11 protein-coding genes are annotated in these 22,847 nt (G+C 44.6%); 5 read left to right on the top strand and 6 right to left on the bottom strand.

The features are described 5' to 3' along the window. Position 1 precedes the first annotated feature (1 nt). Complete coding sequence (locus tag JGK07_RS01440; protein WP_293174653.1) at positions 2–1,513, bottom strand: MBOAT family O-acyltransferase; 1,512 nt, start codon at positions 1,511–1,513, stop codon at positions 2–4. A 546-nt stretch (positions 1,514–2,059) separates the two neighbouring features. Here JGK07_RS01440 and JGK07_RS01435 point away from each other — a divergent pair. Beyond that, positions 2,060–2,335 carry a hypothetical protein gene (locus tag JGK07_RS01435; RefSeq protein ID WP_293174656.1) on the top strand — a complete coding sequence of 92 codons (276 nt, stop codon included), beginning with the start codon at positions 2,060–2,062 and terminating at the stop codon, positions 2,333–2,335. A 131-nt stretch (positions 2,336–2,466) separates the two neighbouring features. Here the strand turns inward: JGK07_RS01435 and JGK07_RS01430 are convergent, their stop codons facing one another. Beyond that, the gene (locus JGK07_RS01430; RefSeq protein ID WP_293174659.1) at positions 2,467–3,360 is read right to left on the bottom strand and encodes an EI24 domain-containing protein; all 894 of its coding nucleotides are present in this window, start codon (positions 3,358–3,360) and stop codon (positions 2,467–2,469) included. A gap of 222 nt (positions 3,361–3,582) precedes the next feature. Between JGK07_RS01430 and JGK07_RS01425 the strand changes: the two genes are divergently transcribed. After that, positions 3,583–4,332: a 2-phosphosulfolactate phosphatase family protein gene (locus JGK07_RS01425; protein WP_293174662.1), complete on the top strand. Its 750-nt coding sequence runs from the start codon at positions 3,583–3,585 to the stop codon at positions 4,330–4,332. Between the two features lie 474 nt (positions 4,333–4,806). On the opposite strand, the gene JGK07_RS01420 is transcribed toward JGK07_RS01425, so the two are convergent. Beyond that, a complete protein-coding gene (locus tag JGK07_RS01420; protein WP_293174665.1) occupies positions 4,807–6,201 on the bottom strand; it encodes a lipid-A-disaccharide synthase-related protein in 1,395 nt (464 codons plus the stop codon). A 164-nt stretch (positions 6,202–6,365) separates the two neighbouring features. On the opposite strand from JGK07_RS01420, the gene JGK07_RS01415 reads away from it, so the two are divergent. Further along, on the top strand, positions 6,366–6,929 hold the full coding sequence (locus JGK07_RS01415) for a Uma2 family endonuclease (protein ID WP_293174668.1): 564 nt from the start codon (positions 6,366–6,368) through the stop codon (positions 6,927–6,929). A 150-nt stretch (positions 6,930–7,079) separates the two neighbouring features. Here the strand turns inward: JGK07_RS01415 and JGK07_RS01410 are convergent, their stop codons facing one another. The 3 genes from JGK07_RS01410 to JGK07_RS01400 all read right to left on the bottom strand — a co-directional run bounded on the left by JGK07_RS01410 (position 7,080) and on the right by JGK07_RS01400 (position 17,058). Further along, positions 7,080–12,272, bottom strand: coding sequence for a PAS domain S-box protein (locus JGK07_RS01410; protein ID WP_293223476.1), 5,193 nt, complete (start codon positions 12,270–12,272; stop codon positions 7,080–7,082). A gap of 578 nt (positions 12,273–12,850) precedes the next feature. Then, on the bottom strand, positions 12,851–14,143 hold the full coding sequence (locus JGK07_RS01405; protein ID WP_293174674.1) for an ATP-binding protein: 1,293 nt from the start codon (positions 14,141–14,143) through the stop codon (positions 12,851–12,853). A gap of 596 nt (positions 14,144–14,739) precedes the next feature. Further along, the gene (locus JGK07_RS01400) at positions 14,740–17,058 is read right to left on the bottom strand and encodes a tetratricopeptide repeat protein (protein WP_293174677.1); all 2,319 of its coding nucleotides are present in this window, start codon (positions 17,056–17,058) and stop codon (positions 14,740–14,742) included. A 455-nt stretch (positions 17,059–17,513) separates the two neighbouring features. On the opposite strand from JGK07_RS01400, the gene JGK07_RS01395 reads away from it, so the two are divergent. Both JGK07_RS01395 and JGK07_RS01390 read left to right on the top strand, forming a co-directional pair. Continuing rightward, positions 17,514–21,038: a glycosyltransferase gene (locus JGK07_RS01395; protein WP_293174680.1), complete on the top strand. Its 3,525-nt coding sequence runs from the start codon at positions 17,514–17,516 to the stop codon at positions 21,036–21,038. Positions 21,039–21,245: 207 nt separating this feature from the next. After that, on the top strand, positions 21,246–22,574 hold the full coding sequence (locus tag JGK07_RS01390; protein ID WP_293189683.1) for a beta-xylosidase: 1,329 nt from the start codon (positions 21,246–21,248) through the stop codon (positions 22,572–22,574). Positions 22,575–22,847: the final 273 nt, after the last annotated feature.

Below are 22,847 nucleotides of genomic sequence, written 5' to 3'. Positions count from 1 at the left end.
TCTAGAATTGGAAATAAATAAATTGTTTCGAGCTGCCACTGTTGAGGAATATCATTGCTAGCATAATTCCTAAAGCTACATCTTGATAAATACTCCAGAATTTTTGATTTTTTTTAAGTGAATCATGTTTCATCAGATTTTGCCAAGTGGGAAAATGAGGAATGTGATAAATTACTACTGGTAGGGAAAAAGTTAGCGTCGGAATAATGTGAGTCCAACCAGGCTTGACTTTATAGTTGCGAACTAAAGTAACTACGAAGTCAACTGCTTCTTCAAATCGTGGGAGTTTGAAAAGCAGCCATCCGAAGGAAACAAAAGAGAAAATTCCTACAACGCTAACGCTGTCAAATAATAATTGCTGCCAGATTGGTTTGGTTTCTGCTGAATTGGGTTCTGGGGATTTATTTTTGGATTTGTCGAACCCAAAAAAGCGTTCTACTGCTAAACCAAATCCGTGATAAATGCCCCAAACTGCATAACTCCAAGCAGCACCGTGCCACAATCCGCCTAAAGTCATTACTGTCATTAAGTTAAGATAAGTTCTGATTTTTCCTTTACGGTTTCCTCCTAGGGGAAAGTATAGATAATCTCTGAGCCAAGTTGATAGGGAAATGTGCCACCTTCTCCAGAATTCGGAGAGGGAACGGGAGATGTAGGGAAAGTTGAAGTTGTCGGGAATTGCGTAGCCCAAAGCCGCTGCTAAACCGATCGCAATTAAGGAGTAACCGGCAAAATCGGCAAAGATTTGGATTGAGTAGCCGAACAGCAGCGTCAGGTTGGTAATAGTTCCAAATCCTTGGTAGTAGGGAAAGCTGATCCAGAAGGTATAGTCTTTTAAGTTGTCGGCGACGACCATTTTTAGGAAGTAGCCGACTGTGAGCGATCTAAAAATGAAATTGAAAGAAATGTCTTTTAAATATTTAGGCTCAATCTGGGGATAGAATGTCTTGGATTTTAAAATAGGGCCTGAGAGTAAATTGGGAAAAAAGCTAATAAAAAATGAAGTATTGAGCAGGTGTTGGCTAAATTTGGGTGATACGTAAGCGTGGGATTCTGTTTCGCTTTCGCTTTTATCTTTTTGACTCAGTACATCTACCACTAAACTTATGCCTTCAAAGGTGTAGAAAGAAATACCGATTGGCAGAGGTAATTTTAAGAATAAATAAGCAATACTGCCTTCGGTTCGAGCAATATTAAAAACATCTGCAACAAAGTTAGTGAGCAAACCGGCGTATTTAAACAAGCTCAAAATTAATACATTCAGAACTACTCCTAATAAGGCCCAAAAAAAACGCTGTTTCTTGTCTGAAATTCTGGCAATTTGAAAGCTGGCTGTAGCGTTGATCGCAATTGAGAGGAGCAGGATTGACAGCAGTGCGGGAGCGTTCCAACTGTAAAATATGAAGCTGGCAATTATGAGGATGGGAACTTGCAGTTTTTGTAAGGGAGGCAAATAATATATGGTGAAAACAATTGCAAAAAATACTAGAAATTCAATACTGTTAAATAACATATTCTTTTGATTTCGGTCTTTGATAAGTCTAACGGACAGCGGGTTGATTACTTTGGTTTTTCATCGGTTTTTCAACCGATATCCCTCGCGTTGTCTGGTGGGATTTTTGTGAAAAAACCCAGTTTCTGCGTCTCAGAGTTTTTTACCTAAGTTGTGACACCATTTTCCTAAAATAATGCAACTGTTGGCAAGCTTTAAACCCATACATAGTAAGTCATTTCCAACTTTTTGATTTTCTATGCAAAAAGCGAAAATCGAAAATCGAAAAAGTTATCACTCACTATATCAAGGAGTGGCACTAATGCCAAGAGCGGACTCGTGGTGAGAGGTCGATCGCGCTTCCTGCAAAAGTGTAGCAAAGTTTACCTATTTTTCACGCTGCGACTACCTCCTGAGATAGATGTGCAAATACCTCCAGGGGCAAATTGCAATATTGGGAAACATTTCTTAACATATAGATAACAAAGGGAATCCGAGGAGACCAAAAATCCTTAAGCCCTTGGGGTGCTCGGTTAACCAGATTCTTCGCAAACAAGGGCTAAATCAATGAACAAGCAGCAAAACTCCGAAGTTTCAGCATTTTTGCCAATGCTCCAAAAAGGCATTTGGCTGTTTGGGATTCTGTCTTGGATATTCGGGCTGACAGATAGAAGCATTGCACTATTGTCTGACGGATATCTGTCCGCGATCGATATTGTCCAGCTATTTACAGCTTCCTTCTTTTTCGTTAGTTGGATTTTTTTAAGCCCGTTTCTGAGTTCTAACTCCCAGAGTCAGCGGAAGGTAGAAGGCATTCGGCAGAAAGTAGAAGCATCTCGCTAGTTTTTAAGGAATGAGAATTAAATAACTTACAATCTTTATTGTTCTTGTGGGATGGGCGTCCCGCCCGTCCAGAAAGGACGGGCGGGACGCCCATCCCACTTTCAAGAGTGTAAATTATTTAATTTGCGATCCTAAGTTGTTATGTTAGATTCGGTCGGGCTGTTGGTTTCTTCTGTGGCGAAGCGGGCGGGCCAAATGCGATCGCAAAAAAACAAAGTCCCCGCCGTCATACACAGTGGAATCGCCAACAGATTCAACAGGGGAATGCTCACCAAACCCAAACAAACCAAACCAAAACTCCCGCTAGCCGGCAAACTCGCCCGAATTATCTCAAATTTATCCTGAAAAGGTAGCTTCCGCCGCTCCAAAGGTGCATTTAAAAAGTCCAAACAGACAATAGTCGCGCCCAAAGCTACGCCTCCTAAACTGCTAAGAATAGAGCCGGGGCCGGGGAGAAAATTCAGCAGCAGGAGCGGTATCCCGATGCTGAACAAAAGTTGTAGTTTTCGGATTTCAAAGCCGATCGCCATTTGTAGATCCCGAAAAATACTCGCCAAGTTCATTGGTGCTTCTGCGGGCAATTGACCGTTCCGCAGAAGTTCCAATTGTTCGGATAATTTGCCGTACCAGGGCGAACCTAAAATCACGCCAAACTGGACTAATAAAAACCCGATTATTAACAAAAGTCCTGAAACCAAAAGTACGCGCAGCAGCCAGCCGAAACCGATTGTTAAGACGCCAAGAAAGCTCAGCCAAGCTGGCAAACTCGCAATTAAATCATTAAATTTGACTGACAAATCGGCAACTAAAACGTCTATGCCTGCCAAACTAGGAAATAGCAAGCTTAAATAAAGACCGATACCAATTAAAAAATTTAGGACGACGGGAATTAATACATAAGTCCACAGCTTGGGAGTTTGCAAAATCAGCGTGAAAGCTCGAAAAGGATAGGTGAAACCTACCAAAAGTCCAAGGGGAGCGGTAATGGCTGCGGGGGCGGGATTTGAATTGAGCTGTTTTGACATATGGTTAAACAGTTGACAGTTGACAGTTGACAGTTGACAGCGAATTGATAAGAACGGAGATTTAAACTCCGTTTTTATCACAATCTGCCTTCATGAGTAAGGGCTTCAAACCCGGCTATTCGGTGAAGGAAGAAGGAAGAAGGAAGAAAGCCCTTCGACTACGCTCAGGGTACAAATTCTATTATTATTACGTATGAGGATTTATTGCAGGTAGCCCCAAAAGTGAAGCTTTTTATTTACCATACCCCGGAACTTACGCCAGCAGACAAGATGCCGGCTTGCGCGATCGCAGTTGATGTACTGCGGGCGACTACGACGATGGCGACGGCCTTGAATAATGGGGCGGAAGCTGTGCAAGTTTTCAGCGACTTAGATAAGCTGATGGCCGAGAGCGAAAAATGGCCTGGAGACAAGCGGATTCGCGCCGGAGAGCGCGGTGGCGCGAAAGTTGACGGTTTTGACATGGGGAATTCGCCGCTGGACTGCCCGCCAGAAAAGGTGACTGGAAAGCGAATTTTTATCAGCACAACTAACGGTACTCGGGCTCTGCAACGAGTGCAAGATGCTGCTACGGTGTTGACGGCGGCTTTGAACAACCGCAAATCTGTGGTGCAGTTTCTGTTAAGCAAAAAGCCGGAAAGTATTTGGATTGTGGGTTCTGGTTGGGAAGGGAGTTATTCGTTGGAGGATACGGTGTGTGCTGGTGCGATCGCCCAAAGTCTTTTAGCAGAAAGCGGTATTCCTGCGATCGATTTTGCTGGTAACGATGAAGTGTTTGGGGCGATCGCTCTTTATCTGCACTGGCAAGATCGGCTGCATGAATTGTTGGAAAAAGCCAGTCACGGCCAGCGCCTCCTGGGTTTGGGTGTGATTGAAGATTTAAAATATTGCGCGCAATTAGATACTTTAGATGTGCTTCCTATGCAGCGAGAACCGGGTGTGTTGGTGAAGTCGGATTTTAAAATTTCTTAGGCTGATTTCTGGGTTTTATCTTCGGAAGAAACGGCGAATTGAAATTGTCTGCGAGTGCAGTATTGGTAGGTACGCTGGGAGCATCTCAGTTTTGCATTTACAACAGTGCGAGCTTAAGAGCTCGCGTATTGTACAATACGCGAGCTCTTAAGCTCGCACTACAATAAAAAAAATGCTTTTTACAAAACTGAGATGCTCCCGATGCTCCCGGAGCATCTCAGTTTTGCATTTGTAGTGCGAGCTTAAGAGCTCGCGGGTATTATACTCGCGAGCTCTTAAGCTCGCACTCAAAGAAAAAATGCTTTTTACCAAAATGAGATGCTCCCTGCGAGTCCGCATCCAATCGGAGGACTGAAGTCCTCACTACGAACGACGGAAGTTAGTAATTAGCGAACAATATTTTTTCAATAAAGTGCAATTAAAGATATTGAGTAGGGAGACAATATTGTTGTATTCCTAGTGTATTCCAGACAATTAAGAATTGTTGGATTCGCCGAACCGTTGAATTAAACACTCGGCAATTCTGGCTGATGCACCGCCTTCTCCCATGCGGCGCCAGCCATTTTCAGCGATTAGCTGCAACCTGTCGGGATCGCGAAGCAAAGACTGGATGGTGCCGGCAACTTCGGCGGGATGTTTGACTAAAATTAATGAGGGGCCTAAGAGGCGACTTTGAGCTTCGGCAAAAGCGGGAGTAAATTGCGGGCCGCTTCCGGGAATGGCGATCGCCGGTTTTCCTAAACCGACAAATTGTTCTGTAGCGGTTCCGGCCATTGCGATCGCTAAATCGGCTTGGTACAAACAATCGTTAAAACTTTGCTGAGTTAAAATCATCGTGGCTTTTCTTTGCACAAAAGTCAAGGGCAATAGCAAATTAGGAGATTCTTTCCTAATTTCTTGAGCGCTAGAAACAGGAGGTCGCAAAATACTGCCTTCTCGCCGCTGGGTTTTAGTTTCGCCGTCTTGACGCCAGCCGAAAAATTCTAAACTAGGTCGCAAAGCTTCTAAGTTTAACTCGGGAGAAATAGCTCCGAAAAATAACAATTTGCGATCGCCAAACAGAGACAAAATTCCGGCTACAGCCTCTACTATTAGCAGCCAATTAGCATAGGCTTCCGGCGCTCGGGAACCGGGCAGTAAGGTGATGACGAGCGATCGCTCCATTTCCCGAAACTCTGCATCAGGGCCGTAAAAACGGGCGGGGTTTTCCGGTTCGAGTCCGTCCATCATGGGATTGCCGAGATTGTAGGCGGGAATTCCCAGCTTTTCTAAAGTCTCGGCGGTGAGGGCGTCCCGGACAAAAACGGCTTTACAGAGCTTTCTAGTCATCAACCAGCGCTCCCAAGGGAAATAAACCGATCGCGACCAAATCTTCCAAGCCCACGGGCGGGATTTGCCAGCCAGAGGCCCCTGCTCGTCCCGCACGTGATACTCCGACTTGGCCGTGCCGACAAAGGCATAGGGCGCGGCGCCCAGCCAAGCAAACAGCAGCGGTACAATATCTCCGCAAGCTAAGATTGCTGGCTTGTGATTTCCAGACTGTTGTGGCGATCGCACCCAAGCGCGGATAGCTTTAAACTGAGCTAGGGTCAACTGAAGCAACCCGCCTTTGACATCGCGCAAAAATTCCCTTCCGTCCATGTAGATAAAGCCACCCGAAGGCATCCGCTGCACCGGGCCGATGATGCAGGCGTTTTCTAGTTGAGCGAAAGCTTGCCCTTCGCCCACTAGCGGAAACACGGCTATTTCTGGGGGATGCGGGTGCTGTTGCAGTTCTCGCAAGATGCGAAGGGCGATCGCATCTTCTCCGTGGCCGTTACTGAGGCAAAGTATTTTCAATCCCAAATCTCTCAAAAAACTGTCTCTCATATTATCATCGGGCAAACAGGGCATCGGCCAAACAGGGCATTGGGCATACGTCACTTTTTTGAGAACTACTATATAGCAGAAAAAATGAAGTAAGTAGACCCGCGCGAGTCGGGCACTTTTTGGTAAAATAGCGGATGAAACTCCTATTTTAGAGGTAAAATCGGATGCTACAAACCCTGCCAAAATCTTTGACACTCGAAGAGTTTCTGAAGTTGTCAGAAACCAAACCAGCCAGCGAGTACATTGACGGTAAAATCATTCAAAAACCCATGCCTCAAGGAGAACATAGTGTAATTCAAGGCGAGTTGACAAGTGCTGCTAATGCTGCTCTCAAACCTCAAAAGGTGGCGCGAGCATTTCCCGAACTGCGGTGTGTTTTTGGCGGTCGCGCGATCGTTCCCGACGTGACTGTATTCACTTGGGAGCGCATTCCCCGTAACGAAAATGGCGGTGTGGCAAATGTGTTTGCGATCGCCCCGGATTGGACAATTGAAATCCTCTCCCCTGACCAAAGCCAAACTAAAGTTACTAAAAATATTTTACATTCTCTCAAACACGGAACTCAAATGGGTTGGTTAATCGATCCAGAAGAGCGATCGGTTTTTGTATATCGGCCGGCTCAATCAACCGAGGTGTTTGACGAACCGGAACAGTTATTGCCCGTGCCATCTTTTGCCAGGGAATTGCAACTGACAGTAGGAGATTTATTTGGTTGGCTGTTACAGTGAAACAACAGAATATTATATAGCCTTTCTCACTAACATGAGTTACGCATTGGGCGAAGCGAAGCGGAGGGATTGGGCCCAGCGTAGCGGAGGGATTGGATCTGACAACCAATAACTAATAACCAATAACTAATAACCAATAACTAATAACTACTAACCATCGATATACTGCTGTAAAATATTCCGAATTTGTTTGAGCTGAAATCCCTTAGCAAGTTGGCGGAGCTTCGTGGCAAACGGCACTAATTTTGGTTCCAAACTTTCCAGCTTAGCACTCTCCTCAAAAATTTCTTCAATGTCGCCCATAGCCGCAAGTTTCACAATTTTTGCTACCGACTCAGAAGCCGCAGGTAACAGAGCAGCATAAGCAGGAAAATCAGATGCTGGTGACAAACTGGGAGTTTTACAATTTTGGTTTTCCGGAGATTCCTCGTAAATCCATTCTAGTCCCAAATGCACGCGCAACTGTTCCAAAAAGTGATTTGCTTCGATCGGCTTGGGAAGAAAATCATCGCACCCTGCAAGGATGCTCTCTTGCTGCGCCGACTCGAAAACGCTAGCTGACAAAGCGATTAACACGACATCTTTTAATTCCGGCAACTGCCGCAGTCTCCTTGTAGTTTCTAAGCCATCCATTACAGGCATTTGCAAGTCCATTAAAATCACATCAGGTTGAAATTTGACTGCTTTGTAGAGGCATTCTTGACCATTTTGTGCCTCTGCAACTTCAAATCCCAAACGCCCCAGCATCCTGCACAACAAATCGCGATTTAGTTGATTGTCGTCCACGATTAGCACTTTCCGCTTATTGCCCACAAAACCGACCAGCCAGCGTTTTTCCCGCAAAGGAGACACCTCTAAGTAGCGTTTGGCTGCGGGCAATTCTAAATCTAGCCAGAAAGTGCTGCCTTTTCCGAAAGTGCTGTTGACGCGAATTTTGCTGCCCATCAGTTTAGCTAATTTCTGGCTGATCGAGAGTCCGAGACCCGTACCTTCAACAAAGGTATTGCCTCCTACTTGGTGGAACGGCAAAAATATTTCTTCTAACTTGCTTTTGTCTATTCCTGTCCCGGTATCCTCGACTTGAAATCGGATTTTTAAAGCGTGTTTAGCTGCGATCGCATTGTGGGAAAAGCGCAGATAAGTTTCTTTGAGTTCAGAACTCAAAAGCGAGAATTCGTATGTTTCTCCTTGGCTGCGACTCCAGGCCTCTGTGCCGACATAGCCGACTTTGAAAGTTACTCCGCCGCTGTTAGTAAATTTAACGGCATTGCTGAGTAAATTTATCAGAACTTGGCGCAATCTTTTTTGATCGACTTGGACGCAGGTGGGCAGGGGCGATACTTGTTCGTAATTGAAACAAATTCCTTTTTGATCTGCCCGCATCTGAAACAGATCCGCAATGTTTTTCGTAAAATTTAGAAAATTTAACTCTTCCGGGTAGAGTTCCATTTTTCTAGCTTCGATTTTAGAAAGGTCTAAAACATCGTTGATTAACATCAGCAGGTGTTGACCGCACTGTTGAATATTGCTGAGACTTTCTTGTTGATCGCAGCTTAAGTCTCTGTCGGTTTTGAGGATTTGAGCGTAACCTAAAACCCCGTTTAAAGGCGTGCGGAGTTCGTGGCTCATGTTGGCGAGAAATTCGCTTTTGGCGCGGTTGGCGGTTTCGGCGGCTTCTTTAGCTAATTTTAGGGCTGCTTCTGCTTGTTTGCGATCGGCTATTTCGGTTTGTGCTTGTTCAAATAGTGTCGATTGCTGGATCGCGATCGCCAATTGCACGCACAATTGCCGCAGGGATTCTATTTCTGAGGAATCCCAGACACGGGGGCCGCTGCAATCGTGGGCGATCAGCAGTCCCCAAAGTTGATTTTCTGCGGTGGGTTGGGCAGGGTAAATGCTTTCTCGTGCTTGTAAAATTGGCACTATTAAGTTAGCTCTAACTTCAAAATTTTCAAGAATTTTAATGTAGCATTCGCTCAGATTTTCACCATAAATATCTTCGATAGCTCGAATACAGCCTTGCTGGTAAATAGCAACAAATTTATCTTTAAAACAGGGGTCAAGATTGTTAAAACCTCGGAGAGAAATTCGATTATTTGCCACGGATTCGACAACTACAGTGCCGCTCCAGTCGGGATTAAAGCGGTAAATAACTGTGCGGTCTGTTTGCAATAATTGCCGCACTTGATCGACAGCAGCGGTGAGAACTTCTTCTAAATTGAGGGAAGAGCGAATGCGATCGAGCATGGCAACTACCAGGCGTTCTCGCCTTAATTGCTTTAGCAGCGCCATCTCAGCTTGTTTGCGGTCTGTGATGTCGGTAATTACTCCCACAAACCCGATTAAATTATCAGTTTCATCTTTAATACAGTCAGCGCGAAATAAGGTTGTTACCAGTTCCTTGCTTTTAGTTTTGATTTTGAGTTCGCCTTGCCAAGATTTGCCTTTACGAATCGTTTTAAACATTTCTTGCAGCACTGAATTTTGCGGATAAATTGCCGTTGCTCCACCCGCTGCGTTCAGTTCTTCTGCTGTGTAGCCGTACCGCTGAATAAAGGCTTGATTGTGGTAGATCGATCGCCCTGTCAAGTCAGCAATGCCGATCGCATCACTGGTGCTTTCTACGGCTTGAGTCACCCGCAGTAGGTCTAATTCAGCTTGTTTGCGATCGCTAATATCAGTAATGCTGCCGATATAGCCTTTAACTTCGTGCTTGTCTCCGATTTCGGCGATCGCCTGAGCGATCGCCCAAATTACCCGACCGTCTGGACGCAGAAAGCGGTATTCTGATTTAAAAGGAATTTTGTGAATAATTGCTCCATACCATTCATTCTTCACCCGATCCGCATCATCGGGATGTAGGGCATTCATCCAGCCAGTTTCGGCTGCTAATTCTGCATTTAATCCCGTGATTTCGCTCCACCGCTGATTCACATAAAGACAATTACCAAACGCATCACTGTGAAATATGCAAACCGGCGATGCTTCTGCCAAAGTTTGATAGCGGCGCTGGCTAGATTGCAGTTCTGATTCTGCTTGTTTTCTTTTGGTGATATCGCGGAAGATCGAAATTATCTCGCCCCCTGCAAGCATTGTCAGCGACAATTCTTGAGGGAACTTAGTACCGTCGCGCCGCTGACCGATCGCTTCTATATTGCAGTACCCTTTTTCCTGGAGCACCGGGATTATTTCACGTTCAAGATATTGAATTTCAGCACGGCTGTAGAGCATTTTCCATTTCTTCCCATACAGTTCGCTAGCGCTAGCCAAGCCGTACATTTTAAGATAAGCGTCGTTTGAATAAATACATTCTTTACGCTCGTTAAAAATAGCAATGCCGTCATGAGCAGCGCCCATAGCGACTGCTTGTCGCTGAAGTTCCGACTCAGCTTTTTTGCGAGAAGTAATATCGCGAGCCACTGCATAAATCAAACCTTCTTCGCTAAAAGGCGATGCCGTCCACAGCAACCATTTGTAAGAACCGTCTTGGCAAATATAGCGGTTTTCAAAGTAAATACTGGGCGTGCCACTTATTAGCTTTTCCGCTTCGATTAGAGTGGCTACTCGATCGTCTGGATGAATAAATTCGATTAATGGTTTGGCGAGCAGTTCGGCACTGCTGTAGCCCAGAGCATTTGACCAAGCAGGGTTTAATCGTTTAAAATAGCCGTCGAAACCAGCAATACAAAGCAAGTCTAAGGATATAGTAAAAAAGCGATCGCGCTCTGTCTGTGCCTGCTTTAACTCAGTGATATCCATCACTAAACCGTCCCAGAGAATATCGCCTTTGCTCCCAGATTTGCTCTGATTGGTGAGCCTTTCCGGTCTGGATGCTCCTTGCAGCCACTTAACTTTTCCGGATGGCATAATCTGCCGCCACTGCTGCCGCCAAGGTTCCAGCATAGCGGCTGAAATTGCGATCGATGCTTCTAAATCTAAGCGATCGTCTGCATGAATTCTGCTGAAAATCAATTCTGCATTTTGCTCTATTGCTTCTGGCTCTAATTCGTAAAGTTCCCGACTGCCTGAAGAAACGTAAGGAAAATATTTTTCTCCGCTAGCTGAGAGTCGGAATTGATAAATTACTCCGGGCAGGTTGGCTACGAGTTTTTGAAATCGAGCTTCGCTTTGTTCCAGAGCTATTTGCTGCCGTCTGTATTCGGTAAAATTTCTGATTGTGCCAACTATTACTTTACTGTTATCAGCTCTTTTAAAAACGCTTTTTTTGGTAGAAATTATCCATTCTTTTCCCGCAGTGTCGGTGAATTTATCTTCTGTTTCCAAACAGATATCTTTTGCCAATAATTCTTCATCTTTTCTGCAAAAAACATCCGCTTCTGATTTTGGAAGAAAGTCATATTCTGATTTGCCGATCAGTTCTTGTCGAGATTTCCCTATCAACTGACAAAAAGCATCATTTAATATCATCCACCGGTTCTGGTCATCTTTGACAAAAATTGGATCTGGGGTCGCATTTAGAGTGTGGTTTAAAAATTCTTCAGATGCTTTCAGTTGTGCTTCGTAGCGGTAGCGATCGCTCACGTCCAACACCACTTCAATTATCCGGTCAATAGATCCATCTAGGCCGCGGATGCAGCGCAGCGAAACTCGCGTGTAAACTATTTCGCCATCTTTTCTAAACCACCTTTTATCTGAGATGTAACCGTCGGTTTTACCTGCTAACATCTGAGAAAATTTTTCAAAATTGGCCTCAAAATCCTCTGGATGAGTAAGCTCCAGGCAATGCTTGTGCACGAGTTCGTCGCGATCGTATAAGAGCAAATCGCACAGAGCGTCGTTAACTTCAATCCAATTGCAATTTTCAGCAATTGCGGGGTCAATAATTGGAGCGACGATGGCAATTCCGATCAGGGAATTTTCCACCACCGAGCGATATTTTTCTTCGCTTTTTCGCAAAGCATCTTGACTGTTCTGGCGTTCTATGGCGTAACGGAGCGATCGCATTAACAGTTCGCCGTCGATTTTTCTTTTGACTAAATAATCCTGTACGCCCACCGAAATCAACCGCAGCGCCAGCTCTTCGTCGTTTTGGGCAGTCAAAACTACGATCGGCACATTTACCCCATACTCTTGTATCCGAGCCACCGTCTCGATGCCCTGACTGTCTGGTAGTGAAAGGTCTAATAAAATTATGTCAAAACTTTCTTGATTCAATCGCTGCTGCGCTTCGCTGAGGCACTCTACTTTCGTCAGCAATATATACTGCCGACCGCTAATTCCTGACAGCAAATCTTCAATAAGCTCAGCTTCCTGAGGGTGGTCTTCTACTAACAGAACCTTGAAGCACGTAGGAGGTACAGCTAAGTTAAAAACTGCTTTCATAATATTTATTAATTAAAAGTTGTCTCAAGCTAACTTGGATTTTATCTTTTATTTCCGGGGGAGTTATCGAATTGCACCTACACATACATCGGCGATCGGATTGCGGTGTGACTGAACGCTACAAAACTTGTGTTTAAGAGTTATAATTATATCACAAATTCACTCGGCTGTCAACGCGAAATATGTTTTATTCTAACTTGCAATTTAACTGCTACCTTCAAGCTTCGCCCTGAAAATATAGGATTTAATTCAGCTTCTCCTGCCATCTAGCTTCTGGATATAGCCTTTCTCAAAAATATGAGGTACTCATGGGCATAGGGCATAGGGCATCGGGAATAGGGCATAGGGCATCGGGCATGGGGCAAAGAGGGCATCGGGAATACTTCACTTTTTTGAGAACCGCTATATAGCCTTTCGAGCGAAAGATGAGGTACAAATTTGATTTGAGATTTGAGATTTGAGATTAGGAGATTCGAGGATTCGAGGATTCGGGGATTGCGGAATTGGGGAATTGTTAATGAATTGGTCAATACCTCATCTTTCCGATAACCGCTATAAGTGCGTGCCTGATGTCTCGATTAAGGGAGAGTAAAGTGAAAAGTTGAACCTTGACCAGGTTCCGACTCCACCCACATAGATCCACCGTGACGTTCCACAATCTTTTGACAAATTGCTAAACCAATACCTGTTCCAGAATATTCTCTTTGAGTGTGCAAGCGCTGGAAAATTTGAAAGATGCGTTCTTGATGCTGTGGAGCAATCCCAATCCCATTATCTGACACAGAAAACAACCAGTTCTCCTCCTGTTTGGAAGCGGTAATATGAACCGTAGGCGGTGCATCGTGGCGATATTTAATTGCATTGCTGAGTAAATTCTGAAAAAGCTGTACCAGTTGAGAAATATCTCCCATTATCTCTGGCAATTCACTGTAGGTAACAACTGCTTGATCGTTGCGGATAGCCCCTTGCAGGTTGGCAATTGCTTGCTGGACTACATGATTGCAATCTGCCAATTCAAAGGGTTTCTGACTGCGACCAACTCGCGAATATTCGAGCAAATCGTCAATTAAAGTTTGCATTCTCGTGCAGCCCTGAACGATATTGGTGATAAACTTAATAGCTTGGCTGTCGAGTTGGTCTTTGTAGCGTTTTTCTAAAAGTTGAGCGTAGCTGGCAATAGTTGCTAAAGGCGCTTGCAAGTCGTGAGAAGCTACATAAGCAAATTGTTCTAGTTCGGCATTCGACCGCGCCAATTCTTGGTTAGATTTTAAGAGGGCAGATTCAGCGCGCTTGCGGTTCGATATCTCTTGTTGGAGGAGCAAATTTTGCTCTTGCAAGGCTTTTTCAACGGCGAGGCGGTTGCTGATTTCTTCTTGCAAAATCTGGTTTTTTTCGTAAAGAGTTTTTTCAACGGCTAAACGGCTGGTGATTTCTTCTAGAAGCAGCACATTTTGTTCTTTTAGCTGTTTTTGTAAGTTCCGCAGGGTAAGGTGACTTTCGATGCGGGCGAGCACTTCTTCAAACTGAAATGGCTTGCTGATGTAGTCAACTGCTCCTACTGCAAATGCGTTTACTTTGTCGAAAACTTCATCTTTAGCGCTGATAAAAATTACCGGAATTTCGCGAGTTTTAGGTTCAGATTTTAGATGCTGACACACTTCGTAGCCGTTCATTTCCGGCATCATTATGTCGAGTAAAATCAAATCGGGCGGATTAGAATTGCAGGCTCTCAGAGCCATTTGCCCATTAATCACGCAGCGGGGCGCGTACCCCCGATGAGTCAACATTGTAGACAACAGGCGCAGATTTTCTGGCGTATCGTCTACTACTAAAATGTTTCCTAATGGCGTCTCTGGTTGCTGATTGTTCATTGAGTGTTTTCCCAATATAAAGGAAGAAGGAAGTTCGGCAATGGATTATGTAACACAAGATGTAACGGATGGAATAAGGCTTAGTTATAGCTTTTCTGAGAAAGATGAGGTACGACTGGGCATAGGGCATAGGGCATAGGGCATAGGGCATAGGGCATAGGGCATAGCGCATAGGGCATAGGGCATAGCGCATACCTCACTTTTTTGAGAACCGCTATATGTAGAAGAGAAGTCAGAAGCAATAAAGCAAGGATTTCGGTAATTAATAAAATCCTAACCCTCGGGTGCGGTTCGTATATTTTATTTCGTAATTAAAAACAGACTGGGTTCTAGTAGGAATATTGGGGAAATAGAACTAGGAATCATCTCAGACATAGAATTTTCTATCATTTGTTTGTGCGGATTTTTTGGAATTGTTCGTTTACCAGAAAGAATTGGTTTAAATCCTCTCCCTTTTGGAAGAAATTAAAATTAGACGATTCATTACTCCAATCCTCTTCCTTCTAGGTAGAGGTCGCCCTCAAGCTGTCAACTGTCAACTGTCAACTGTCAACTGTCAACTGTCAACTGTCAACTGTCAACTGAATGAACAATCTTTAAATCTCCAGCAATAGAGTCAGAGCGTTATTGTACCAAGTCAATCCTTTATCTAAAACCTTAAAGCCAGCTACTTTACACATAGATTCTAAAGCATAAGCTGTAGGCAGCCACCACCAAGGGCCAAAGTCGTTGATGTCAAAAACGGCTTTATCAATTACTCCGAGAATTGGTGTGCCGTAGGTGTACTGCTGCCAGTAAGCTGTTAAGATAGCTCGTTCTGCTTCGCCCAAAGCGGGAATGAAGATTACCCCAGAAGCTGGAATTTCGTAGCGTCCCCGCTCGTTTTCTATAAGTTCTTGGGTAATCGCTGAAGTTAAGATTAAATACTGCCCTGTTATTTGACGCAAGCTCATTAAAATTTGCAAAGGGTGGGGGTGATGGTACAAAACTCCTGCACAGTGGACGACATCGTAAGGCTCACCAATTTCTGCAAGCTGAATCTGAGTTATATCTTGACTGATACAATTATAATTAGCAATATTTAAACTTGCCATGCGATCGCGAAAATCATCCCAAATGTGTGCGGATGCCGGCGTGACATCAATCATTGTCAGAGAAACTGCACCGTATTTGCTTGCTACGGATACTTTTTCGTTGACTTTTCCCCACAATCCCCCGACTTCTGCAAAAGTCTGATTTTTGACGACTCGGGCAATGTAGCGATCGCGAATATCGTCATTCTCCAACTCTGATAATATACTGCGATCGCCCGTAGAGTCATTTTTTTGCAAAATTTCCGCCAATTTCCCGGATATTGCGGCATCTTGCGGCCGAATTTCTAACGCCATCAAGTACAAGACTGTAGCTGCGTCGGGGCGATCGCTCTCGGCAAACTTTTGGGCTGTTTCGCAGTAAAATTCAGGAGCGTGCAGCGGCTGCAATTCGTGGTGATAGTAACTCGTTGCCGGATCTAAACCTGACGGCACTCTTTTGATGAGAGCATCGCCTAACTTGGCGTAAATGTTGGGGAGATCCGGTTCGATTTGCAGCGCACAAAGGTAAGCAGAAACAGCTTCGTTCCAGTTGTGGATCTCAGTCAAAGCATCGCCTAAATTATAATAAGACCAAGAAAAATTGGGGTTGAGTTCAATAGCGCGCTGATAAGCAGTAGCTGCTGCTTTCCACTGATCGGTTTTTAACAGCGGTTCTCCTAAATTGTGGTAAGCCCAAGAAAAGTCTCGATTGAGTTCGATCGCCCGCTGGTATGCCAAGATTGCTGCCAACCAATCCTGGAGTTTAACTAAAGTTAATGCTAAATTATAATGAGACCAAAAAAAATCTGAATTAAGAGCGATCGCCCGCTGGTAAGCTGTCGCAGCTTCCGACCATTTTTCTAATTGAAAAAGCGCATCTCCCAACTTGTGACAAGAACCAGAAAAATTCGGATCTAAGTCAACAGCTTGCTGGTATGCTGCTGCGGACTCCGACCATTTTTCTAATTTGCCGTAAGCTTCACCGAGGCTGTAGTAAGACCAAGAAAAATTTGGGTCAATTGCCACAGCCGTGCGGTAGACAATAATAGCTTCTTGCCATTGTTCTAATTCGAGCAGAACGCTGCCTAAATTGTAGTAAGACCAAAAAGAATTCAGATTCAGCTCAATACTTTCGCGGTAGGCAGCTTCGGCTTGGCGCCAGAGTTTATTGGCTTGCAAAACATTGCCTAATTTGTAATGAAACTCCGAAATATCCGGTTGCAGCTTGATAGCTTTGCGGTAGTTAACAATAGCTTCGTCCCACTGTTTTAGGGCGCTAGCAGCTTCGGCTAATTTGGTGTAAGCTTCACAACAACTAGGGTTTAAATAAATAGCGCGGTGGTAACAAACTAGAGCTTTTTGTGGCTTGTTTTGCGCCAACAAAGTATTGCCCAAATCTAGATATTCTTCCGGTATGTCGATCGGTTCCACGCTGAGTGATTGATACCAACAGTCGGCTGCTGGCTCAGCTTGACCGACTTCGGTAAATATCCGGCTCAAATTGCGGTAAAATCCTGCAAAGTCTGGTTGTAGGGCGATCGCTTTTTGGTAACAGTCGATCGCTTCTTGCCATTGTTGCAAACTAGCGCAGAGGGTGCCGAGGTTAGCAAAAGCTTCGGCAAAATCCGGTTTGTGGGCGATCGCAACTTTATACCAATACCGAGCGTCTTCTAGCTTACCCTGAGCTTGCAGCGCCTTTCCTAAGGTTTTGCAAGTCTCGGCGGAATCGGGGTGGGATTCGAGAATTTGGTGGCAAAGTGCGATCGTCCGATCCAACTTCCCTAAAGCTAAATATATTTCTGCCTGTTGTTGCAAATCAACCGCGGCTGTTTCTGAATTCACTTTTAACGTTCCTGTTTAGTAATAATTCCCTGTGTAATTGTAGAGCAAAACCTCTCTAATATCCTCCAGATCGTGCACCGACATCAGCCTGACTGTAAATACCGAGTACCTGGATGGCATTTATGCGATCGTCATCGAGGGCTACGCTAACGAACTTTAATAGGACTTACGCACAGGTTGCCAGAAACCGGGTTTTTGCTGAGAAGACGCGCTGTGATTCGCAAATTTGGGAAAAAACCCGGTTTCTTTGTCGGAGTGCGTCGAGGACTGTTTAAGTTAATTTGTACGCAAGTCGAGCAAACACATATTTCGATTAAACTAAGATAGCAACCAGTTAAGTAAACCCACCTAATAAAACTCAAAATACGGCTCGCGCTTAAGCTTGTTGTGTATATCTTTTTCCCTCTTCCCTCTTCCCTCTTCCCTCTTCCTTCTACTGAACAACCAGGTAAACAATGTCAGCAGCCACACGCACACCGCAAGTCAGCGTAATTATAGCAGCATACAACGGATCTCGCTACATCGTACAAGCGGTAGAAAGCGTGTTGTGCCAAACTTTTACAGATTTAGAAATAATCGTTGTAGACGACGGTTCGACAGATGAGACACATCAGGTATTGCAGCCTTATTTCGACAGAATTCGCTACGTATATCAAGAAAATGCCGGAGTAGCAGCAGCCCGCAACCGAGGAATTCAGGAATCCAAAGGCGAATTCATCGCTTTTTTAGATCAAGATGACTTCTTTTTGCCAGATAAATTAGCAGCACAAATATCCCTATTTCGCCAGCAACTCTCCTTAGGAATTGTTAACAGCGGCTGGCGCATTGTCAACCAGCAAGGCGACAAAATTTCCGATATCAAAGCTTGGGAATATTTCCCAAAATTGAACTTAGAAACTTGGATAGTACAAATGCCCGTACTTCCCAGCGCCATGATGTTTTCACGTCAGTGGCTGGAACTTGCAGGCGGATTTAATTCAGAATTTGATTCAGTAGACGATTCAGATTTAGTTCTGCGTTTAGCCCTCTTGGGTTGCGAAGCAGCATGGCTGCCTCAAGTGACAGTATCCTACCGCCAGCACGATCAAAATGTATCAATAAAAAAAGCTCTCAAACAAGCCAATCTTTTTATTACCTTAAAACAGCAATTTTTCGCCAAACCAGATTTACCGCAGCACATCCGCGAGTTAGAAAATCCGGCTTTTTACGAAGCATTGACTTGGATGGCTTGGCAATTGTACTATAGTAACCATCCAGTAGAGGCGGTTGAATTTTTCCAAAAATCTATCCAGTACAGTCCTTATCCTCTAAGGCCAACAGTCACCGATTGGCAGAAGCGTCTGAGTGCGATCGCTCAAACTTACGGAGTTACAATCGATTTTCAATCGTTAAGAAACTTACCAGAATGGAAAAAAATAATGGCTAGCATACCTACCTCAAAAACACCGCGAGTCAGCGTAATTATCCCGGCATACAACTGCGAACACTACATTACTAGAGCTGTGGAGAGCGCTGTAAATCAAACTTACCAAAACTGGGAAATTATCGTCGTAGATGATGGTTCTACAGACAATACGAGGCAAACTTTAGAGCCGTACCGCGATGTGATTCAGTACGTATATCAAGAAAATCAAGGAGCAGCAAAAGCTCGAAACCGCGCTTGCGAAATGGCCAAAGGCGAATTTTTAGCATTTCTGGATGCCGACGACTTTTTCCTGCCAGAAAAACTCGCCAAACAAATTGCTTGTTTTGAAGCTGACCCCACTTTAGGGATGGTACAAAACGGCTGGTTGATGGTTGATGAAACCGGAAAAGACATCTACCCAGTCATGCCTTGGGAAGACACGCCCAACTTAGATTTAGAAAGCTTTGTCCTGCACAAAAGCGTGCGTCCCAGTGCAATGATGGTGCGGCGCGAGTGGTGGGAACGTCTGGGCGGTTTTGACCATCGCTTTCCGCCAACAGAAGATTTAGATTTTGCTTTGCGTTTGGGTTTAAAAGGCTGCAAATGTGCGTGGTTAAAAGAGATATTAACCTGCTACCGCCAGCACGATAGCAATCTCATGTCCGGTGGGGAAAAAGTGATGAAAAGCATGGAAATTGTAATGGAGCAATTCTTCGCCCAACCCAATTTGCCCGATCGCATACGCCAATTACAAAAGGCAGAACGTTACAAGTCTTTAGTGTGGATAGCGTGGCGGATGTACCGCGACGGATATTTGCCAGAGATGGTCGAGTGTTTGAGAAAATCCCTGTACTATACTCCTTATAATGGCACAGAAACAGTTTTTAAATGGTTGGAAACTTTTAGAGTTTCTTCGGAAAAATACACGAACAACTTTGATGCTTATGCCTTAACCAATTTAAAAGAATGGCAAGACATGGTGGCGGAGGCAGTCAACAATACCTATCAATTTAAATCAGAGCCTAGTTCAATTGGCCGCCAGCTTGCACCGCACGTACTCGTCTATGCAGAAGACCACGGAATCGGCGGTTTGGCGCAGTTCAACCACTCGCTACTTTCCAAATTAGCAGCCGACGGCTACCGAGTTACTAGCGTGCAAACTAAAGCTTCTAATCCTTTAATTACCGAACAGCAACAACTAGGTATCGAGCATATTTGGCTGGAGTTCGATACGATGAGGGAGTTTTTGCGAATTGCCTACAATTGTAGCGATGCTGAAAGAATTTACGCGGAAGCTAAACCGGATTTAATTATATTTAGCGATGGCTGGCCGATGGCAAATTTTGCTGCGAAACAAGTTGCACTCAAACAGAACATACCTTATGTAATTACTCTGGGTTATATCGATCGCACTTATAAGACTTTTAACCGTGGAGATCAGGTTCCCTATTTCGATGCAGTGGCCTATCAGTACAATTTAGCTAAAGCGGTGATAGCTGTTTCCCACGAGAATTTAAACTTGTTTAAGAGTTTGTTCAAAATGCCTCGGGAATGGGGTAAAGTAATTTATTACGGCAGGCCGAACAATTACTTTGAACCGCCCAATCTCTCAACCCGCCAACGCCTGCGCCAAGAACAAGGCATTCCCGAAGAGGCTGTGGTTTGTTTCACGGCGGCGAGACTGACTCCAATTAAAGGATATCAGTATCAATTGCAGGCGATCGCCAAACTGAAAAATCTGCCTGTTTGGCCGCAAATTTACTTCGTTTGGGCCGGCCCCGGTTCCACGACTCACGACAACATGGAACCGGAATTGAGAGCAACTGTCAACGAATTAGGAGTCACCGAACAAGTTAAATTTATCGGCCAGCGGTGGGATATTGCCGATTGGTTGGATGCCAGCGACATCTTTATTTTATCATCCAAAGCAGAGGGAATGCCGCTAGCAGTGATGGAAGCAATGGCGAAGGGATTGCCCGTAATTGCTACAGCAGTCAGCGGAATTCCCGAAGAGTTGGGAGATACCGGAAAGTTAATTGCCGATCCGACAATTGACGCGCAACAGACAGCACAAGAGTTAGCCGCAACGGTAGAACTATGGGCCCAAAATCCCGAATTGCGGAGGCTGGCAGGACAAGCTTGCAAACTGCGAGCCCAAGAGCTTTTTAAGGAAGAACGGATGCTGTTGGAATACTCAGAAGTTGTCGCCCAAGTCTTATCTGCTAGCGGCAATCGAGACGAATTTGCGTTAGCGAAGCCCTCGAAGAGGATCGCGCCCAAAGTCCAAAAGCAGATCGAAAAAGTTGACAGTATGCTCCATTACTATTATCTAGTATGGCAGGCTTGGCAAGCTTGGGAGCGCGGGGATATGTCCGGGATGGTGGAGAAGTTGCAGTCAGCTTGGAAATGCACGCCATTGTTGACAAGCGAAACTATCTTGAGTTGGATTGTAAATTTTGTTGCCTTATCTTCAGAGAAAGGGGAGCAATTCGATACTTGTGCGCTGATTAATTCCGAAGCTTGGCAAGAATTGATGGAATTAGTACAGGGTTTTGAACTCGCCTTGTCTCGTTAAATTTTAAGGTACGTTGTTGCGATGAAAGCGCTCTTTCATATATAAACAAAGAGCGCTGAAGCGCAACTACATACCTTGGAAAGAACTCATTTTAAGGTACGTTGTTGCGATGAAAGCGCTCTTTCAATATATAAACAAAGAGCGCTGAAGCGCAACTACATACCTTGATTGAATTGAAGTCTTTTTCTGTTTGCAACCACATACAATATGCAATTCACCTTCAAGTTCAAACCTATTAATAAGCTGCTGCCAATTTGCTTAGCTTTGGTAACAATCCTGTTAATCGCGTATTTTGGGCAGCAGCCAACAATTGCCCAAATGCGATCGAACGTCACAGTCGATTTTGGACAGCCAGCCACCGGTATCACCTCCATGAGCGGCTTCTTGCACGGAATCGACCCCAGCAAGCCCCCCGATAGCTCCATTAAGCCCTTGCAGCCCAAGCTGTGGCGCGCCGGAAGACTCGATATTTACGATCGAGTAATCGCCAGCGGAGCCGAATTTCAACTATTAGTTAGCGACCTCTGGGGCTACGGCAGCAACCCCAAAGGCTGGCCCTATCAAAATTACCCCGCGTGGGAAGCCTTCATCCGACAGTTAGCCCAACAGAATAAGGGCAAAAAAATTATTTGGGATATCTGGAACGAACCAGATTTAGTAAATCCGTTTTGGAAGGGAAGCAGAGAACAATTCTTTGAAACTTACAAAAGGGCTTACAAAATCTTGCGGCAAGAATTGGGGCCGTCAGCGATGATTGGCGGGCCGAGCATCAGCACTTACAACAAAGAATATCTCGCGGCTTTTTTGGATTACTGCAAAGCGAACAAACTGGAAGTAAATTTCCTAGCTTGGCACGAACTCAATGATACCATAATTTTATTTGTTGACGATCACGTATTTGATGCTAAACGCAATTTCCAACAAAGTCCCTTTTACAAGGAACTAAAATTGCAAAAGATTTATGTCAACGAAATTGTCGGAGAATTAGCGCAGTATCAGCCGGGGGAAATTTTAGGTTATTTGTCTAACTTGGAGTATGCAAGAGCTGATGGTGCTTGCAGAGCTTGTTGGGATACAACAGTAGGTAAAAAAGTTAGTAATTGCTTCAATAATACGCTGACAGGGATGGTTACGCCGAATACTTTTGAGCCGAGGGCTGCTTGGTGGACTTACAAAGCTTATGCTGATGGAGTGAATTCGCGGGTGCTGAGTCGATCGGATAGCGATCGCCTTGTGGCCTTAGCTAGCAAGTCAAATCCCGAAGGTAAAGCACAGGTACTTTTGGGTTATTTCGATCGCAATTATTCGTCAGCCACAACCGTTACCTTGAATCTTGTAAATTTGCAGCAGCTTGGGATTAAAAACGGTCAAAAAGTTAGTCTCAAATTAGAGAAGATTCCTAACAATCTCGAAGGCGCTGTGCAAAAGCTGGTTACGGTTAAAGAAGAAAGTGTTTCGGTTGTTGGCAATAACTTGACTTATGTTGTTCCTAATGTCAAAGTTCATGAAGGTTATTTGTTGACTATTACCAAGTAAAATCACTCAAGAGTCGGCGGTTGGAAACCGCGACTACACAAACGATGTCCGCCTCCGCGGACGAAGAAATATGGATGGGATTTGAGAGAAATGTGCGATCTAATTTTAAATCCGAGGTGGTTAGAAACCCGGGGGTTGGAAACCGCGACTACACAAACGAAGTCCGCGCAACGCGAGACTAAATAGTAGGCAGTATCTACAAAAAAATCAGGCTTAAATACTCCTCTATCTCTTAGTCTGCGGAGGCAGACTTGGCTTGTGTAGTAGCGGTTT

The organism is Microcoleus sp. PH2017_24_DOB_U_A (assembly GCF_020738205.1).
Classification (GTDB): domain Bacteria; phylum Cyanobacteriota; class Cyanobacteriia; order Cyanobacteriales; family Microcoleaceae; genus Microcoleus.
The sequence above is the reverse complement of the archived record's forward strand: the minus strand, read 5'-3'. Positions and strand labels throughout refer to the sequence as shown.

Coding starts and splice junctions, on each gene's coding strand:
- JGK07_RS01405 (WP_293174674.1), bottom strand. CDS start 14,143: ATGAACAATCAGCAACCAGAGACGCCATTAGGAAACATTTTAGTAGTA.
- JGK07_RS01420 (WP_293174665.1), bottom strand. CDS start 6,201: ATGAGAGACAGTTTTTTGAGAGATTTGGGATTGAAAATACTTTGCCTC.
- JGK07_RS01435 (WP_293174656.1), top strand. CDS start 2,060: ATGAACAAGCAGCAAAACTCCGAAGTTTCAGCATTTTTGCCAATGCTC.
- JGK07_RS01440 (WP_293174653.1), bottom strand. CDS start 1,513: ATGTTATTTAACAGTATTGAATTTCTAGTATTTTTTGCAATTGTTTTC.
- JGK07_RS01390 (WP_293189683.1), top strand. CDS start 21,246: ATGCAATTCACCTTCAAGTTCAAACCTATTAATAAGCTGCTGCCAATT.
- JGK07_RS01395 (WP_293174680.1), top strand. CDS start 17,514: ATGTCAGCAGCCACACGCACACCGCAAGTCAGCGTAATTATAGCAGCA.
- JGK07_RS01415 (WP_293174668.1), top strand. CDS start 6,366: ATGCTACAAACCCTGCCAAAATCTTTGACACTCGAAGAGTTTCTGAAG.
- JGK07_RS01430 (WP_293174659.1), bottom strand. CDS start 3,360: ATGTCAAAACAGCTCAATTCAAATCCCGCCCCCGCAGCCATTACCGCT.
- JGK07_RS01410 (WP_293223476.1), bottom strand. CDS start 12,272: ATGAAAGCAGTTTTTAACTTAGCTGTACCTCCTACGTGCTTCAAGGTT.